This is a genomic window from Saccharothrix sp. ST-888, assembly GCF_000955975.1.
Taxonomy (GTDB): Bacteria; Actinomycetota; Actinomycetes; order Streptomycetales; family Streptomycetaceae; genus Kitasatospora.
In genome coordinates, this window is the sequence record NZ_JYJF01000016.1 from 41522 (window position 1) to 57964 (window position 16443).

The following is a 16443-nucleotide window of genomic DNA, read 5'->3' on the forward strand; positions in this document are numbered from 1 at the left end:
CCCGCGCATTTCCCGCCCGCACCCGGACCCGGTGCGCATCGCAACGGCAGGTCCATGAGAAGCACCCGAGCAGAGGCGGTATTCATGGCACAGGAAGCCAGGATCGACGTCGAGTTGACGGCGAAGAAGGGCGAAGCGGAGCCCTCGGCCGAGCAGGTGAAGACATTCGCCACGGCGCTGAGGCCGGGAGCGTGGTTCGCCACCCCGTCGGGCACGGGGCGCACCGACGACCGGCAGCCGGACGCGGAGTGGCAGCTGGAGTCCTCCCGGCCGTACCGGGGCGAGGTGGCGCAGGGCAAGGCGGCCGTGTACTACGGCAAGGGCCACAAGAGCACGCTGGTGAAGCCGTTCATCTTCGCGGACGGGTTCAACTACGGCCCCAGCGACCTGACGGCCCTGTGGGCCCACTTCAACGCGCCCTACGCGAAGGGCAGGAAGGGATTCCTGGACCAGTTGCTCGATGCGGGCATCGACGTCATCCTGGTCGGCTTCGAGCAGCGGCACACCTACCTCCAGGCCAACGCCGGCGTGGTGATCAGCGCCATCCACCAGGCCATCGACGACCGGCGGGGCGGCGAGCCGCTGATCGTCGGCGGGGTGAGCATGGGCGGCATCATCACCCGCTACGCCCTCGCCGAGATGGAGCACCACAAGGTCGACCACCAGACCGCGACCTACCTCTCCTGGGACTCCCCGCACAACGGGGCGTGGATCCCGCTGGTGCTCCAGCAGATGGCGTACTTCTTCGAGGACGTCCCGACCGGCAAGCCGGGGCCCAAGCAGGCCGACCTGATCAGGAGCCCTGCCGCGCAGCAGCTGCTGTGGGCCTGGGTGGAGAACGCGAAGTACTCCGGCCCGGTCGCGACCGTCAGCAAGCTGCGCCAGGAGTTCCTGTCGGAGCTGAAGAAGTACGGCCAGTTCCCGGCCCGGCCCCGCAAGCTGGGTGTGGCCAACGGCACCGGCGACGGGATCGGCCGCCAGCTGCCGCCCGGGGAGGTGGTGTTCGACTGGAAGGTACCGCTGGTCGCCGCCGCCCAGGCCCGGTTCCAGCCCGCCTCCGACGAGCAGCAGCCGATCGGCGAGATGAAGTTCATGGGCCAGGTGCGGCGGGGCAACACCTCGTACGTCCCCGCCCTCGACGGCGCGCCCGGCGGCGCCCTCGACTCCTTCGGCCTGGTCGCGGACGCGCTCAAGGCCAAGATCCCGGCCAACTACCGCAGCGGGTGCTTCGTCCCCACGGTGAGCGCGGTCGCGCTGGACTACGACCCGGTCAAGTGGGACGTCGACCCGTACGAGAACATCGACGAACTGCCCATCGAGAAGAGCATGCTGGACGAGTTCCGGTGCGACTCCCGGAACACCGAGCACAGCCAGGTGACCGAGACGCTGGTCCAGTGGATCCTGGAGCGGATCGTCGGCTGACGCCGACGGCACGCGCACCGCGGCCGCTCCGGGCGACCCGCCCCCGGAGCGGCCGCGGTGCGCTCCGGCGGTTACCCGCGGGCCGGGCGCCAGGCGCGGGCGGCGGCGATCCGGCGAGTCGCGCTGGGGTGGGTGGCGAAGAGGAGCTCCAGCAGCCGGGGCGGGTCCACGTCGGAGATGTTGGTGACCGCGAGGCGGCGCTGCATGGCGATGAACTGCTCGGGGTCCTCGGTGAGTTCGAGGGCGTGCAGATCGGCCCGCACCTCGATGCGGCGGCTCACCGCACACTGGAGCGGTCCGGTGGCGGCGCCGATCAGCGCGGCGCAGGCGGCCAGCAGCGGCAGCGACCGGGGGTCGGCGGCGTCCGTGGCACCGGCCGCCGAGAGCAGCACCGACCAGTCGGCGAGCAGCCCCAGCAGGCAGACGGCCACGGCGGCGCCGACCGCGCCGAGGACGGTCCCGACCAGGACGTCCCGGTGCTGGACGTGCCCCAACTCGTGGGCCACCACCAGTTCCACCTCACGCGGTTCGGCGGTGGAGAGCAGGGTGTCGTAGGCGACGATCCGGCGGGTGGCGCCGAAGCCGGAGACGTACGCGTTGAGGGCGGTGGTCCGGCGCGAGGCGTCGGCGACCAGCACGTCGCGCACCCGGATCCCGTCCCGCTGCGCCAGGTCCAGGAGCGCGGTGCGCAGTTCACCGGCGGGCAGCGGGGTGAAGCGGTTGAACACCGGCTCGATCAGGAGCGGGTGGAGGAAGGAGAGGGCGACGGTGAGCAGCGCGGCGAAGCCCGCTGCGGGCAGCCACCAGCCGTGCGGGGAGCGCCCGGTGAGCGCGTACAGCCCGTACACCACCGGGAGGGCGATCAGCAGGCCGAGCGCCAGGCCGCGCAGGACGTCCACGGCCCAGCCGCGCCAGCCCTGGGTGACCAGGCCGTAGCGGCGGCGGACGATCCGGACCCGCGCGCCGAACGGGAGTTGCAGCACCTGGCCGATCAGCAGCAGGACGGCCGTACCGGCCAGCACCTGCGCCGTGCGCGAGCCGCCGAACAGTCCGCCCACCGCCGTGACCAGCCCGGCCCCGGCGGGGGTGAGACCGAGGGCGAGCGTGCAGAGCAGCCCGGCGATCCGGCCGCCGAGGGCCCACGGCAGCTGGGCGCGGCGCAGCGCCCGGCCTCGGGCCATCTGTGCCGGGGTGAAGTCGTCCATGCCGGCAAGCGTATGCGTCAGCGGCGCGGGACTGCGGATCCCGGCCGGCCCCGGAACGGGCGGTGCCCGCCGGGCGCCTCCCTCAACAGGGGCGTCCGGCGGGCACCATGGGTTCGGTCCCGGCCGGGATCAGACCTGGCCGGCCTTCTCCAGGGCGGCGCAGCAGGTGTTGACCAGCAGGCGGGTCACCACGTACGGGTCGACGTTGGCGTTCGGGCGACGGTCCTCGATGTAGCCCTTCTGCTCCACCTCGACCTGCCACGGGATGCGGACCGAGGCACCGCGGTCGGAGACGCCGTAGCTGTAGACGTTCCACGGGGCGGTCTCGTGCTTGCCGGTGAGGCGGGTCTCGATCTCGGCACCGTACTGGGTGACGTGCTCCAGCACCTTCTCCTGGGAGGCGCCGAGCGACTCGCAGGCGGTGATGATCGCGTCGTAGCCCTCGCGCATGGCCTTGGTGGAGAAGTTGGTGTGCGCACCGGCGCCGTTCCAGTCACCGCGGACCGGCTTGGCGTCCAGGGTGGCGTCGATGCCGAACTCCTCGGCGGTGCGGTAGAGCAGGTAGCGGGCGACCCACATGTGGTCGGAGACGGTCACCGCGTCGACCGGGCCGATCTGGAACTCCCACTGGCCGGGCATGACCTCGGCATTGATGCCGCAGATGGCCAGGCCGGCCGCGATGCAGCGGTCCAGGTGCAGCTCGACGATCTCGCGGCCGAAGACCTCCTCGGCGCCGACACCGCAGTAGTAACCGCCCTGCGGGGCCGGGAAGCCGCCCTCGGGGAAGCCGAGCGGACGGGAGCCCTTGAAGAAGGTGTACTCCTGCTCGATACCGAAGATCGACTCCTGCGCGGCGTACTGCTCGGCGATCGGACGCAGCAGCGCACGGGTGTTGGACTCGTGCGGGGTGCCGTCGGTCTCGTTGACCTCGCACAGGACCAGGATGTTGTCGCCGCCGCGGATCGGGTCCGGGAAGGTGGCGACCGGCGCCAGCACGCGGTCCGAGGCGTGGCCCTCGGCCTGGTTGGTGGAGGAGCCGTCGAAGCCCCAGGTGGGGATCTTGTCAGCGTTGGCCAGAACACGAGTCTTGGAGCGGAGCTTGGCGGTCGGCTTGGTGCCGTCGATCCAGATGTACTCGGCCTTGATTGCCATCGCTGGGTACCTCACTGCTTGGGTGGTGGGTGCCCGCGTAGCGTCGCAAGCTGCCGTTTCCCGGTTGTTCCTCCTATGTAACGCCCATGTGAACCAACCGTCCGCAGTGGCATGCTTACGTTCCGGTGGTACCGGAGCCGGTTTCCGGGGCCTGAGCTGACGTTGTCGCAGGCTACTGGAGTCAGCGGCGGCGCGCACGGGTATTGCGGCGGCGGCGTGAAATCAGCCAGAGCGCGCCGGTTCCGACGGCGATCAGCGCCCCCGCGGTGGCCGCCAGCGGGCCGGTGCCGCTGCTGCCGGTGAAGGCGAGTTCCCGGCCGGCCGCGGTGGTGCTCGCCGCCGAGGCGGTCGGCTTGGCCGGGGTCGCGGAGGCGGAGGCGGCGGCGGGCACCGGCTTCTCACAGCTGACCGAGGCGACCGTGATGGTGCCGGTCACCTTGGCCACGTTGAGGTTGAGCGGGTTGACCGCCACGTCCACCTTCAGCGCGGAGGCGGCGGCCGTGCTGGAGGTGGTGGTCCGCCGGGAGAACTCGATGTCCACGCTGCCGACCGCCGGTACGTCCACATGGGTCGGCCCGTTCAGCCCGAGCGCGACCGACTTGCCGAGCACCGTGACCCGGGCGGGCGCGGTGACCTTCGCGGTCGGCTGACCGTCCACCGGGCAGCTGGCCTCGGCGCTGAGCGCCTCCAGACCGATCAGGGTGGAGAGCAGACCGGGCGCGTGGAGGTCGGCGCCGACCAGGCTGACGGAGGCGGCGGTGCCGTGCCGGTCGGCCGTGGTGGTCGACCGGCCGACCTCCGCCTTGACCAGGGTGACCGGCCGGCCCTGGTCCACGCCGTCCACCTTGGCCGCGAGCAGCGACTGGTCGCGCTGGGCCGGGGACTCCACCTTGTTCAGGGCGATGTCCACCGGCACGTCCACCGTGTTGTTCAACAGGCTGACGTCGAGCGCGAGTTCCGCCGTCACCGCACGCGCCTTCCCCGGCGAGGGGGTCGGCCCGGTGGCGTGGGCGGTGCCGCCGGAGAGGGTGAGGGCACCTGCCACCAGTCCGGTGGCAGCGGCGGAGCGGAGAACGGAATTGAGCACGGGCATGGCGGATGACCCCCACGGGTGACGGATGGAGAGAGCGCCACCGTGGTCACCCCGCGCGCAGGCTGGTACCGCGCCGGTCCGGAGGCAGGGGCTTGTGCTCTCGACTTCCGTCAGTCTCTTCCGGAGCGTCCATCACATGGGCAACACCATGTGCCCGTTCACTCCTTCGAGTGGGGTTGACGCCGGATACTCCTTATCGGGGCGTGGGTTGCTGCAACTTATCGGGGCGGGCGTTGCTGCAGCAGGCGTCGCTACAGCACGCGTTGCTCCGGCCGCAGCTGCTACGGCAGGCGCCAGTCCACCGGCTGTGCACCCTGACGGGCCAGCAGCTCGTTCGCCCGGCTGAACGGGCGGGAGCCGAAGAAGCCCCGGTCCGCCGACATCGGGCTCGGGTGCGCCGACTCCACCGCAGGCACCTGCCCCAGCAGGGGGCGCAGATTACGGGCGTCACGCCCCCAGAGGATCGCCACCAGCGGGCCTCCGCGCGCCACCAGCGCCCGGATCGCCTGCTCGGTGACCTCCTCCCAGCCCTTGCCCCGATGCGCGGCCGGCTTGCCCGGCGCGGTGGTCAGCGCGCGGTTGAGCAGCAGCACGCCCTGCTCCGTCCACGGGGTGAGGTCACCGTTGGCGGGCGGCGGGAACCCGAGGTCGCGGCCGTACTCCTGGAAGATGTTGATCAGGCTGCCCGGGATCGGCCGGACCTGCGGCGCGACCGAGAAGCTCAGCCCGACCGCGTGTCCCGGCGTCGGGTACGGGTCCTGGCCGACGATCAGCACCCGTACCGAGTCGAAGGGTTGCTGGAACGCCCGCAGGACGTTCGGCCCGGCCGGGAGATAGGTGCGGCCTGCGGACAGCTCGCCGCGCAGGAAGTCACCCATGGCGGCGACCCGCCCGGCCACCGGCTCCAGGGCGCTGGCCCAGCCGGGTTCGACGATCTCGTTCAGTGGACGCGGTGCCATACCGCCACCCTATCGGCCCAACGGACCGCAGACCTCCGTCTTGCCCGCCCGCTCCCCTCTTCGTACCCGCCGTCGTACTCGCCGTCCCTCGGGCGCGGGGCCGCCGTGGCCCGGGGCAGCCCCGGGTGGCCCCGGGTGTCAGCCGACGACCCGGCCGCGCAGGACGACCAGTTGCGGATCGGCCAGTACCCGGACGTCCGCGCGCGGGTCCTGCGCGTACACCACCAGGTCGGCCGACGCGCCCTCGGTGAGCCCGTCCCGGCCCAGCCACTCGCGCGCTCCCCAGCTCGCCGCCGACAGCGCGGCGGCGGCCGGAAGCCCGGCCCTGACCAGCTCGGCGACCTCGTCCGCGACCAGCCCGTGCGCCAGCGAGCCGCCCGCGTCCGTGCCGACGAAGACCGGGACGCCCGCGTCGTACGCCGCACCGACCGTGTCGTACCGGCGCTCGTGCAGCCGCCGCATGTGGGCGGACCAGGCCGGGAACTTCGCCTCTCCGTCGTCCGCGAGCTGGGGGAAGGTCGCGATGTTCACCAGCGTCGGGACGATCGCCACCTGCCGTTCGGCGAAGACCGGGATCAGCTCCTCGGTCAGACCGGTCGCGTGCTCGATGCAGTCGATCCCGGCGGCGATCAGGTCGGGCAGCGACTCGGCGGCGAAGCAGTGCGCGGTGACCCGGGCGCCCTCGGCGTGCGCGGCGGCGATCGCCTCGCGCAGCGCGTCCCCGGGCCAGCAGGCGGCCAGGTCGCCGCGCTCGCGGTCGATCCAGTCGCCGACCAGCTTCACCCAGCCGTCGCCGCGCCGGGCCTCGGCCACGACGTAGGCGGCCAGGTCGCCGGGCTCGATCTCGTGCGCGTAGTTGCGGATGTAGCGACGGGTACGGGCGATGTGGCGGCCGGCCCGGATGATCCGGGGCAGGTCCTCGCGGTCGTCGATCCAGCGGGTGTCGGCGGCGGAACCGGCGTCGCGGATCAGCAGCGTGCCGGCGTCGCGGTCGGTGCGGGCCTGCTTCTCGCTGGTGGCCTCGTCCACCGCGCCGTGCGCGTCCAGGCCGACGTGGCAGTGTGCGTCCACCAGTCCCGGCATGACCCAGCCGGAGACCGTACGGACGTCGTCCGCCCGTACCGGACGGGTGAGGCTCACCCGGCCGTCCACGACCCACAGTTCGTCCCGGACGTCCTCGGGCCCGACCAGCACCCGCCCCTTGATGTGCAGCACCGCGCCTTCGCTCATGCCGGAACTCTACCGACGCGCCCGCCAGCGGCGGGAGGAGCCGCCGACGGCGGAACCGGCCGCCCGGGACACGGCGCCCCGGGCGGCCGGCCGGGGCCGTCAGCCGGTCAGGTTGGCCCAGCAGTCGGCGTCCGCCACGTGCGCGGGGTCGAGGGCGTGCCGGACCTCGTGCAGGACGACCGGGTCGACGGCCATCAGCACATGGTCCGGGATGTTGGTCGGGCAGAGGTCCTGGACCAGGACGTCGTGCACGTCCGGCCCGCTCAGGAACTGCGACCGGTACGGCGTGACCACCTCGTCGTACCGGGTCGCGATCACCCAGTACGTCACCCCCGGCACGGTGTCACCGCCCGCGTTGAGCCGGCTCAGCGTGTCCGAGCCGGTGACCTGGTCGGCGCAGGCCGGGCAGGCCGACCGGACCAGGTCGAGCGCGCCGGGGAAGGACTTCGCCAGGGTGGCCAGGCCGTCCAGGGTGGTGCCGTGGTTGCTCGGGGCGAGCCCGACCAGGGTGTGCACCTTGGCCGCGCCGCCGTCGAACTTCAGGTAGTAGCGCGGCATCATCCCGCCCTGGCTGTGGCCGACCACGTCGACCTGTCCGGCGCCGGTCGCCGCGAGCACACCGTCGACGAAGACCGACAGCTGCTGCGCGGAGTCCGCCACCGGCGCGATCGCCCGCAGCACGGGGACGTTCGGCACCGCTCCGTAGGTGAGGGCGAAGACGCAGTAGCCGTCCTGGGCCAGCGCGGGCGCGATGGTGTCCCAGTTCACCGAGCCGTTGGCGAAGGTCCCGTGGACCAGCACCACCGGCCTCGGGTGCGCCGGACTCGGCCGGCACGACCAGTTGTTGGCACCGGGCACGCCCGGTGCGGCGAGCGCCTGGGCGGCGCTCACCGGATCGGTCCGCGGCGTCGTCGCGGTGTTCGCGTTCGCCGCCCCGGCCGGACCGGCGGCGCCGGCCAGGGCCGCGACCAGCAGGGCACAGCCGGTCGCCAGCGACGCGAGGCGACGGCGACCGGGCAGTCGCCGGTTTCCGGGCAGGGGTGAGTGCGTGGGGGTTTCGGGCATGGCTTCCTCCGGGTGGGGGTGGAGGTGCAGACCCGGTCCGGCCGGTCCGACGACCGCTCCGGGCCTGAGCCGGCGCGAGTGGGGGCTCACGCCGTGAACTGGCTGACTGGCCGGTAAGTTACTGCTGCGTCAAGACCTTGCCCAGACACCTCGCACAAAGTGACACCCACTCGGCTCCCCGGTGCCGCACCCCGCGCGGCCTCGGGCATCCGCCGCGCACGGCAGTTCAGGCGGGCGCACCGGTCATCGCCGTGCCAGCCGGTCGCCGCGATGCCGATCGCGGCCGCGGTCCGCAACGTCCGACCGCCGGTCGGGGAGGGCAGGTGATACGGCAGACTGGGCGGAGCCCAGCCGTGCGTATCCATCCGAAAGGCCAGCCCCTGTGAGCCCCTTCCTCGACCTTCCGCCGCTGAGTGCCGCGCAGTTCGCCGCGATCGAGGACAGGGTCGCCGCGCTGCTGCACACCACGGCCGATGTGATCGTCACCCAGGGCGAGGCGCTGCTTCCGCTGGAGGCGGCGATCCGGGGGGCCGCGCACCCGGGCAGCACCGCGCTCAACATCGTCACCGGACCGTACGGCCAGACCTTCGGCAACTGGCTGCGCAGTTGTGGGGCGAAGGTCGTGGACCTGGCCGTGCCGTTCGACAGTGCCGTCTCCGCCGAGCAGGTCGCCCGGGCGCTCGACGAGAACCCCGGGGTCGACTTCGTCTCGCTGGTGCACGCCGAGGCCGCCACCGGGAACACCAATCCGGTCGCCGAGATCGCCGCCGTGGTACGGGCGCACGGTGCGCTGCTGATGCTGGACGCCGTCGCCTCGGTCGCCGCCGAGCCGCTGCTCACCGACGCGTGGGGGGTGGACCTGTGCGTGATCGGCGGGCAGAAGGCGATGGGCGGCCCGGCCGGGGTCTCCGCCGTCTCGGTCAGCGACCGCGCCTGGGAACGGATCGCCGCCAATCCGGCCGCGCCGCGCCGCTCGTACCTCTCGCTGCTGGACTGGAAGGAGCGCTGGACGGACGCCGGACGCACCGTCCTCCCGCACGCCCCGGCCCAGTTGGAGATGCTCGCGCTCGACGCCTGCCTGGACCGCATCGAGGCCGACACGCTGGCCTCGACCATCGCCCGGCACCGCGCCGCCGCCGCCGCGACCCGCGCGGGCGTCCGCGCCCTGGGCACCCTCGTCCCGTACGTCCACCGGGACGAGCACGCCGCCCCGGTCGCCACCACCCTGCGCACCCCGTCCGGCCTGCACGCCGCCGAGCTCGTCGGCCGCCTGGACCCGGCCCTCCCCGTCCAGCCCGGCGGCGGTCCGCTCGCCGCCGGGATGCTGCGCGTCAACCACTACGGCACGGCCGCCTCGCTGGAGACCGTCCGGTCCGTCCTCAGCGCTCTCGCCGCCGCCCTGCCCGGCACCGACTCCGCACGGGCCGCCGTCGCCGCGGGCGAGGCCTGGGACGCCACACTCGCCGCGCTCTGAGCCGCCGGCCGGGGCTGCCGGGCCGCCGCGCCAGCGGGTGCGCCCGTCCGGAGCGGCAGCCGCTCCGGACGGGCGTCGCCGACGAGCGGGGTGACCTGGTCGACGGTACCGTGGCCGAAGGTGCCACAGAGCGCCTGCCGGACCAACTGACCTGGTGAGAGCGGGTGTTGCGGCAGGCTCACGCCGACCGGCCCTACCGACTCCGAGCGGGGTGAGCGCCATGAGCACCAGTGCCACCTCGCGTACCCGGATCGGCCTACGGCCGACCGGCGGTGCGGCCCTGAAGCCCACCGCCCTGGTCGTCGTCCTCGGCGCGTTCATGAGCGTGCTGGACACCACCGCCGTCAACACGGCGATGCACGACCTCGGGCAGAGCTTCGACGCGCCGCTCACCACCATCCAGTGGGTCGCCACCGGCTACACCCTCGCCCTGGCCACCGTCATCCCGATCACCGCCTGGGCGGTCGGCCGGCTCGGCGCCAAACGGCTGTACCAGATTGCCCTCGCCCTCTTCGGAGCCGGTTCCGCCCTGGCCGGGCTGGCCTGGAACACCGAGACCCTGATCGTCTTCCGGGTGCTCCAGGGGCTGGGCGGCGGAATGCTCACACCCGTGGGGATGACCCTGGTGCTCAGAGCCGCCGGGCCCGAGCGGACCGGCCGGGCGATGAGCGTGCTCGGCCTGCCCGTGCTGATCGGCCCGCTGGCCGGCCCCATCCTGGGCGGGGCCCTGCTGGACGCAGCCTCCTGGCGCTGGATCTTCTTCATCAACCCGCCCGTCGCGGCCGTCGCCATCCTGCTCGCGGCCCGGATCCTGCCCCGGGAGACGCCGCGGCCGGGCCGCCGGCTGGACCTGCTGGGCCTGCTGCTGCTCTCCCCCGGACTGGCCGTGCTGATCTACGGGCTCACCAGCGGCGGGTCCACACCCCCGATGCTGGTCGGTGCCGCCATGGTGCTGGGCTTCATCGTCCGCGCACTGACCACGGACCACCCACTGCTGGACCTCAGGCTGCTCGCCCGGCGCCCGTTCGCGGCCGCGGCCGGGGCCCAGCTGCTCTTCGTCTGCGCCTACTTCGGCTCGCTGATCCTGCTGCCGCTGTACTACCAGGGACTGCGCGGTCAGAACGCCGCCCACTCCGGCCTGCTGGGCATCCCGCAGGCCGTGGCCACCGGGGTGACCATGCAGTTCGCCGGGCGGCTGATCGACCGCCACCCGCCGGGCCGGATCGTGCTGACCGGCGTGAGCCTCGCCACCACCGGCTTCCTCTGCTTCAGCGTCCAGGTCACCGGGGACGTACCCTTCTGGCACCTCCAGGCCGCCCTGACGGTGATGGGCGTCGGCGTCGGGCTGACCATGATGCCCACCATCGCCGCCGCCACCCGCAGCGTCGCCCCCGAGGAGGTGCCGCTGGCCACCACGGCGGTCACCATCCTGCAGCAGGTCGCCGCCTCCACCGGCACCGCGCTGATGTCCGTCCTGCTGACCGATGCACTGAGGACCGCGCCGCACCCGGCCGACGCCTTCCGCCACACCTACGGCTGGGCGGTCGCGCTGATGGCGCTGGCCCTGCTGCCCGCCCTGCTGCTGCCCCGCCGCCGCCCCGTCTGAGCACCTCGCGGAACCGGGGGCGGGAAGGGGGACTTGAGGTCAGGCCGTGTCCGGCGAGCGGAGCCAGCCGCCTGTGTGGGCCGTGTCGGTGGCGACCCGCAGCAGCCGTGCGAGGGCGGGGCGGCCGGGCCGCCCCCGGGTGAGCAGGTGGATCTCGATGGTGGCGACGGGGGCCAGCGGCCGCCACACCAGCCCGGCCGGCAGGCCGTGCACGGCGGACCGCCCGACGACCGAGACCGCCTCGCCGCGCGCCACCGGGGTGTGCGCGGCGTCGAACGAGAGCTGCCGCAGCAGCAGCCTCGGGGCCCGCTCCGGCTCGGCGAAGAGGTCCATGATCGCGTCGTAGTGGCCGGGGTTGGCCTCCCGGTGGTGGACGAGCAGGGTCTCACCGGCCAGCGCGGCGACGTCGACGTACGGACCGTCCGCGAGCGGATGGCCCTCGCGCATCAGGACGCCCTGCGGCTCCAGCCGGAGCAGCGTCCGCACCAGCTCGGGTGCGGGCGGCGGACAGCGCACCAGCCCCGCGTCGAGTGTGCCGTCGGCGACACCCGCCACGATCTCGGCCGTCGGCAGCAGACGGGTGGTCACGGCGATGCCGGGGTGCCGCTCGGCCAGCGCCGCCAGCAGGGCGGGGGCGGTCTCGTACCCGGTACTGGTGCTGTAGCCGACGGACAGCGCGCCCTGCTCGCCCCCGGCGAAGCCCCGGACGTCGCGCCAGAGCCGGTCCGCCTCGTCGCACAGGGCGGCCCCGCGGTCCATCAGCAGCCGACCGGCCTCGGTCGGTTCGACCGAGTGGGTGCTGCGCTCCAGCAGGCGCACGCCCAACTCGGCCTCCAGCTGCCGGATCTGGCGGCTCAGTGCGGGCTGGGCGACGTGCAGCCGCTCGGCCGCTCTGGTGAAGTTCCGCTCCCCGGCGACGGCCAGGAAGTACCGCAGGCGGCGCAGTTCAGACATGCCCGGCAGTCTACGACCCGATCTGACCTGCCGTAATGCCGTTTCGTTCTGATCCGGTTCGGAACAGGTCTTTCCCTCCGGCGGGCTGCTCTTCCTAGGGTTCGAGGACCGGAACAACAGACCACGAGAAGGGCCCGGGACATGACCACCGAAGACCTCACCGCAGCCAGCAAGGCCGTCGTCCTGGCGTACATGAACACCCTGACCACGGGGGACTTCGCCGCCCTGCGCGGCTTCTTCGCGCCGGACGTGACCTGGCGGCTCGCGGGCGACCTGCCGCTGTCGCGGACCTGGACCGGGCCGGACGAGATCCTCGACGAGTTCATCCCCTCGATGCTCTCCCGGCTGGTGCCGGAGTCGATGGAGTTCGAGTTCGAGGGCCTGATCGGCGACGGCGACCAGGTACTGGCGGAGTGGAACACCCGGGGCCTGGCCAGGTCCGGCGGCCGGTACGACCAGCACTGCCTGGCCGTCTTCACCGTCCGCGACGGGCGGATCACCGCCGTCCGCGAGTACTTCGACACCCTGCACGCCAAGAACGTCGTCTTCGTCTGAGCCGACGCCCCACAAGAGACGCCCCACAAGAGGAGGAGAGCGATGAAGGCCGCACTGCCCGGGCCCGACGGCAAGCCGGTACTGCTCGGCGAGGCCGCCGAACCCGTGCCCGCCGAGGACGAGTTGGTGGTCGCCGTGGAGGCGTACTCGGTCAACCGGGGCGAGACCCTCCAGCTCGACGGGGTGCTGGGCCGGCCCCGGCCAGACTGGCGGCCCGGCAAGGACGTGGCCGGCCGGGTCGTCCGGGCCGCCGCCGACGGCAGCGGGCCCGCCGTCGGCACCCGCGTGGTGGCCCACCCGCCCGCGTACGGGTGGGCCGAACGGGTCGCCGTCCCCACCCGGAGCGTCGCCGAACTGCCGGACAGCATCGACTCGGTGACCGCCGCCGCGCTCCCGCTCGCCGGGATCACCGCACTGCGGCTGCTCCGCGCGGCCGGTCCGGTCGCCGCCCGGCGGGTGCTGCTCACGGGGGCGAGCGGCGGTGTCGGCCACTACCTGACCGAGCTGGCGGCCGCCTCGGGGGCGGCGGTCACGGCAGTCAGCGCGAGCCCCGGACGCGGCGCCCGGCTGCTGGAACTCGGCGCGGTCGAGGTGGTGACCTCGGCGGCGCGGGCCCGTGGGCCGTTCGAGATCGTGCTGGAGTCGGTCGGCGGCCCGTCGCTGGCGGCCGCGCTCGCCCGGACCGCGCCCGGCGGACTGCTGGTCTGGTTCGGCCAGGCCGGCGGCGCGCCCGTGACCCTCGACTTCTTCGACTTCTTCAAGGGCCCGGCGCAGGCCCGGATCGCGCACTTCGACTACACCGCGTCCGGCGCGGACTACGGCGACGATCTCGCCGCCCTGGTCCGGCTGGTGGCCGGGGGGCGGCTGCATCCGGAGATCGGCTCGGTCCGCGACTGGTCCCGGACCGCCGACGTCATCGCCGATCTGCGCGGCCGCCGGGTGCGGGGCAACGCGGTGCTGACCGTAGGGTGACGAGCGGGTCGGCGCCGGCTGCGGCGCCCACGGGTCCACTGCTGTTCGTGTCGCGGCCATCCGGCCGTCGCCCGACCCTCACCCCGGCTCGGCAGGGTCGTGCGCGACGTCAAGTTGGCTATACAACTTGACGCGATCCGAGGAGGAGATCCCGATGCCGCTTTCCGCGTACTGGCTGCGCGACAACTGCCCCTGCACCGAGTGCCGCGACCCGCGCAACGGGCAGAAGCTGTTCCAGATCACCGACCTGCCCGCGGACCTGGCCATCGCCGACCAGGTGACGGAGGCCGGCGTACTGGCGGTGCGCTGGTCGGACGGGCACCGGTCGGCCTACCCGGTGGAGTGGCTGACGCAGGCCGGCACGGGAGACGGCCGGACCGAGCAGGACAAGCGGCTCTGGGCCGCCGAGGACTTCGCCGCCGGGCTGCCCGAAGCCGACTGGGGCGCCTACCTGGCCGACCCGACGGAGCGGGCGGCCGTGCTGGCGGCGGTGCGGCGGTCCGGGTTCGCGGTGCTGCGCGGGGTGCCGGTGGCGGAGCGGCAGGTGCTGGCGGTGGCCCGCAGCTTCGGGTACGTCCGGGAGACCAACTACGGCGAGCTGTTCGACGTCCGGGTCGAGCCGGACCCGAACAACCTGGCGTTCACCAGCGCGGCCATCGCGCCGCACACCGACAACCCGTACCGCGACCCGGTGCCCACCCTCCAGCTGCTGCACTGCCTGCGCAACGACTCCGCCGGCGGTGACTCCGGCCTGGTGGACGGCTTCAAGGCGGCGGCCGTCCTGCGCGCGGAGGCCCCCGAGGACTTCGCCGTGCTGACCCGCACGCCGGTGCCGTTCGTCTTCCGCGACCGCGCCACCGAACTGCGGGCCGAGCGGCCGCTGATCGAGGTGGACGGGCTGGGACGGGTCCGCGAGGTGCGGTTCAACAACCGGTCGATCGGGACACTGCGGCTTCCCGCCGAGCAGCTGGACGCCTTCTACGCCGCGTACCGGCGCTTCGCGGAGATCACGCTGCGGCCGGAGCTGCAGCTGACCTTCCGGCTGGAGCCCGGCGACTGCCTGATCTTCGACAACGTGCGGCTGCTGCACGCCCGTACGGCCTTCGAGCAGGACGGCCACCGCCACCTCCAGGGCTGCTACGCCGATCTGGACTCGCTCACCTCCACGCTCGCCGTGCTCGACCGGCGGGCGGCCGGGCTGGAGACGCTGGAGCAGCTGTTCGCGGGCGAGGGGCTGGGCGAGTACCTGGGCGAGGCCGTGACGATGGCCGAACACATGCTGCAGGCGGGCGCTCTGGCCGAGGCGGCGGGGGCGCCCGCACACCTGGTGGCGGCGGCGCTGCTGCACGACGTGGGCCACTTCGGGGGATCCGGACTGGAGTTGATGCAGGGGCAGGACAACCGGCACAGCCACACCGGCGCGGACTGGCTGGCGCAGTGGTTCGGCCCCGAGGTGACCGAGCCGATCCGGCTGCACGTGGCGGCGAAGCGCTACCTGTGCGCGGTGGAGCCCGACTACCGGGCGGGGCTGTCGGAGGCCTCCGAGTACACCCTCCAGGTGCAGGGCGGCCCGATGGACGCCCAGGAGGCCGCCGCCTTCGCCGCCCTTCCGGGCGCCGAGAACGCGGTGGCCGTCCGCCGCTGGGACGACCAGGCCAAGGTCGCGGACGCCCCGACCCCGCCCTACACCCACTTCCGCCCGCTGCTCGAACTCCTGATGATCGGGTAGCCCCTCAGGGGCGCGGGGAACTGCGCGAGACGGAAGGCACGGCGCCGCACGGCTCCTGCGGAGGGCAAGGTGCACCGCCCATCCATGGGTAATGAGGTGCAACTGGCCCGACGGGCCCGGCTGGAGGTGGTCGCCTTCCGCAGCGCGCAATTCCCCGCGCCCCTGGTGTTGAACCCGATTGCCCTGGGAGATTCGGCCTTGTCGCTGCGGGGTCAGTCGTTGTCGCGGGCGTGGCGGGAGAGTGCCGAGGCGGCAAGGGAGTTGTGGACGCTGAAGGCGACCGTGCCGGGGAGGTAGCGGTCCTGGGACCACTCGACGGGGGTGCCGGTGGGGTCGGTGGTGCGGCGGCGTTCGCGGAGCAGCGGGCTGCCCCGGCGGCAGCCGAGCAGGCGGGCGTCGTCCGCGTTGGCGGCCACCACGTCGATGGTGTGGTCGGCATCGCTGAACAGGATGCCGTGCTCGCGCAGCGGTTCGGTGTGCGAGACCACGTCGGCCGGAAGTTGGGCCACCAGCTCGCCGACCAGCGGCGGGTAGACGGTGCGCTCCACCATCACGGGGGTACCGGACAGGGTGCGCACCCGGAGCGTGACGTACACCTCGGTGCCGGGTGCGAGGCGCAGCTGCTCGCGTTCGGCGGCGTCGGCCGGACGGCGGGTCAGCGACTCCAGCCGGCCGCCGGGCTCCTCGCCCATCGAGCGGGCCCAGTGGGTGAAGCTGAGCAGTTCGGAGAAGCTCTGCACGCGGGCGTTGCCGAGCACCACCCGGCGGGTACCGCGCCGCGAGGTGACCAGTCCGTCCGCGCGCAGCAGGGCGAGCGCCTGCCGGACGGTGCCCCGGGAGACGCCGTACTGCTCGGCGAGCGCGCCTTCGGCGGGCAGGCGTCCGGACTGGCCGTACGAGCCCGAGGTGATCGCCTCGCGCAGGTCGGAGGCCACCTGGCGGTAGAGCGCTCCGGCGGCCCGGTCGGCGGCCACGGTGTGCGCGGGGTCCTGTGCCACGTGTGTCAATGTCCCTCCTGGGGCGGCGT

At 73.4% G+C, this 16443-nt stretch carries 14 protein-coding genes; 6 read left to right on the top strand and 8 right to left on the bottom strand.

Annotated features, from left to right (window positions below):
* The first annotated feature begins 84 nt into the window (after positions 1-84).
* Positions 85-1422 (top strand): hypothetical protein, encoded by a 1338-nt coding sequence (locus UK12_RS08835; RefSeq protein WP_052681727.1) that lies wholly within the window; start codon positions 85-87, stop codon positions 1420-1422.
* Positions 1423-1493: 71 nt separating this feature from the next.
* On the opposite strand, the gene UK12_RS08840 is transcribed toward UK12_RS08835, so the two are convergent.
* The 6 genes from UK12_RS08840 to UK12_RS08865 all read right to left on the bottom strand — a co-directional run bounded on the left by UK12_RS08840 (position 1494) and on the right by UK12_RS08865 (position 8126).
* On the bottom strand, positions 1494-2627 hold the full coding sequence (locus UK12_RS08840; protein ID WP_045301482.1) for a M48 family metallopeptidase: 1134 nt from the start codon (positions 2625-2627) through the stop codon (positions 1494-1496).
* A 129-nt stretch (positions 2628-2756) separates the two neighbouring features.
* Positions 2757-3779 carry a glutamine synthetase gene (gene glnII, locus UK12_RS08845; protein ID WP_045301484.1) on the bottom strand — a complete coding sequence of 341 codons (1023 nt, stop codon included), beginning with the start codon at positions 3777-3779 and terminating at the stop codon, positions 2757-2759.
* A 181-nt stretch (positions 3780-3960) separates the two neighbouring features.
* Positions 3961-4872, bottom strand: coding sequence for an SCO1860 family LAETG-anchored protein (locus tag UK12_RS08850; protein ID WP_045301486.1), 912 nt, complete (start codon positions 4870-4872; stop codon positions 3961-3963).
* Positions 4873-5153: 281 nt separating this feature from the next.
* Positions 5154-5831 (bottom strand): uracil-DNA glycosylase, encoded by a 678-nt coding sequence (locus UK12_RS08855; RefSeq protein WP_045301489.1) that lies wholly within the window; start codon positions 5829-5831, stop codon positions 5154-5156.
* Positions 5832-5969: 138 nt separating this feature from the next.
* Positions 5970-7061, bottom strand: coding sequence for an amidohydrolase family protein (locus UK12_RS08860; RefSeq protein WP_045301491.1), 1092 nt, complete (start codon positions 7059-7061; stop codon positions 5970-5972).
* Positions 7062-7160: 99 nt separating this feature from the next.
* Entirely contained in the window at positions 7161-8126 is a 966-nt protein-coding gene (locus UK12_RS08865; RefSeq protein WP_045301492.1) for an esterase/lipase family protein, read from the bottom strand.
* A gap of 382 nt (positions 8127-8508) precedes the next feature.
* Between UK12_RS08865 and UK12_RS08870 the strand changes: the two genes are divergently transcribed.
* The gene (locus UK12_RS08870) at positions 8509-9600 is read left to right on the top strand and encodes a pyridoxal-phosphate-dependent aminotransferase family protein (RefSeq protein ID WP_045301494.1); all 1092 of its coding nucleotides are present in this window, start codon (positions 8509-8511) and stop codon (positions 9598-9600) included.
* A gap of 220 nt (positions 9601-9820) precedes the next feature.
* On the top strand, positions 9821-11206 hold the full coding sequence (locus tag UK12_RS08875) for a DHA2 family efflux MFS transporter permease subunit (RefSeq protein ID WP_052681728.1): 1386 nt from the start codon (positions 9821-9823) through the stop codon (positions 11204-11206).
* A gap of 39 nt (positions 11207-11245) precedes the next feature.
* On the opposite strand, the gene UK12_RS08880 is transcribed toward UK12_RS08875, so the two are convergent.
* Positions 11246-12160: a LysR family transcriptional regulator gene (locus UK12_RS08880; protein WP_045301496.1), complete on the bottom strand. Its 915-nt coding sequence runs from the start codon at positions 12158-12160 to the stop codon at positions 11246-11248.
* A 141-nt stretch (positions 12161-12301) separates the two neighbouring features.
* Here UK12_RS08880 and UK12_RS08885 point away from each other — a divergent pair, with 141 nt between their 5' ends.
* The 3 genes from UK12_RS08885 to tmpA all read left to right on the top strand — a co-directional run bounded on the left by UK12_RS08885 (position 12302) and on the right by tmpA (position 15416).
* Positions 12302-12715, top strand: a complete 414-nt coding sequence (locus tag UK12_RS08885; RefSeq protein ID WP_045301498.1) for a nuclear transport factor 2 family protein — start codon at positions 12302-12304, stop codon at positions 12713-12715.
* Positions 12716-12757: 42 nt separating this feature from the next.
* Entirely contained in the window at positions 12758-13687 is a 930-nt protein-coding gene (locus tag UK12_RS08890; protein ID WP_045301500.1) for a zinc-binding dehydrogenase, read from the top strand.
* A 154-nt stretch (positions 13688-13841) separates the two neighbouring features.
* Complete coding sequence (gene tmpA, locus UK12_RS08895; RefSeq protein WP_082119440.1) at positions 13842-15416, top strand: 2-trimethylaminoethylphosphonate dioxygenase; 1575 nt, start codon at positions 13842-13844, stop codon at positions 15414-15416.
* Between the two features lie 212 nt (positions 15417-15628).
* Here tmpA and UK12_RS08900 read toward each other — a convergent pair whose 3' ends face one another.
* The gene (locus UK12_RS08900) at positions 15629-16414 is read right to left on the bottom strand and encodes a GntR family transcriptional regulator (protein ID WP_197084676.1); all 786 of its coding nucleotides are present in this window, start codon (positions 16412-16414) and stop codon (positions 15629-15631) included.
* Positions 16415-16443 lie beyond the last annotated feature (29 nt).

What these genes read in the sequence shown, in the direction of transcription:
- UK12_RS08865 (WP_045301492.1), bottom strand. Translation starts at nt 8,126, where the DNA reads ATGCCCGAAACCCCCACGCACTCACCCCTGCCCGGAAACCGGCGACTG.
- UK12_RS08835 (WP_052681727.1), top strand. Translation starts at nt 85, where the DNA reads ATGGCACAGGAAGCCAGGATCGACGTCGAGTTGACGGCGAAGAAGGGC.
- UK12_RS08875 (WP_052681728.1), top strand. Translation starts at nt 9,821, where the DNA reads ATGAGCACCAGTGCCACCTCGCGTACCCGGATCGGCCTACGGCCGACC.
- UK12_RS08850 (WP_045301486.1), bottom strand. Translation starts at nt 4,872, where the DNA reads ATGCCCGTGCTCAATTCCGTTCTCCGCTCCGCCGCTGCCACCGGACTG.
- UK12_RS08890 (WP_045301500.1), top strand. Translation starts at nt 12,758, where the DNA reads ATGAAGGCCGCACTGCCCGGGCCCGACGGCAAGCCGGTACTGCTCGGC.
- UK12_RS08880 (WP_045301496.1), bottom strand. Translation starts at nt 12,160, where the DNA reads ATGTCTGAACTGCGCCGCCTGCGGTACTTCCTGGCCGTCGCCGGGGAG.
- UK12_RS08855 (WP_045301489.1), bottom strand. Translation starts at nt 5,831, where the DNA reads ATGGCACCGCGTCCACTGAACGAGATCGTCGAACCCGGCTGGGCCAGC.
- UK12_RS08885 (WP_045301498.1), top strand. Translation starts at nt 12,302, where the DNA reads ATGACCACCGAAGACCTCACCGCAGCCAGCAAGGCCGTCGTCCTGGCG.
- UK12_RS08860 (WP_045301491.1), bottom strand. Translation starts at nt 7,061, where the DNA reads ATGAGCGAAGGCGCGGTGCTGCACATCAAGGGGCGGGTGCTGGTCGGG.
- UK12_RS08840 (WP_045301482.1), bottom strand. Translation starts at nt 2,627, where the DNA reads ATGGACGACTTCACCCCGGCACAGATGGCCCGAGGCCGGGCGCTGCGC.
- glnII (WP_045301484.1), bottom strand. Translation starts at nt 3,779, where the DNA reads ATGGCAATCAAGGCCGAGTACATCTGGATCGACGGCACCAAGCCGACC.
- tmpA (WP_082119440.1), top strand. Translation starts at nt 13,842, where the DNA reads ATGCCGCTTTCCGCGTACTGGCTGCGCGACAACTGCCCCTGCACCGAG.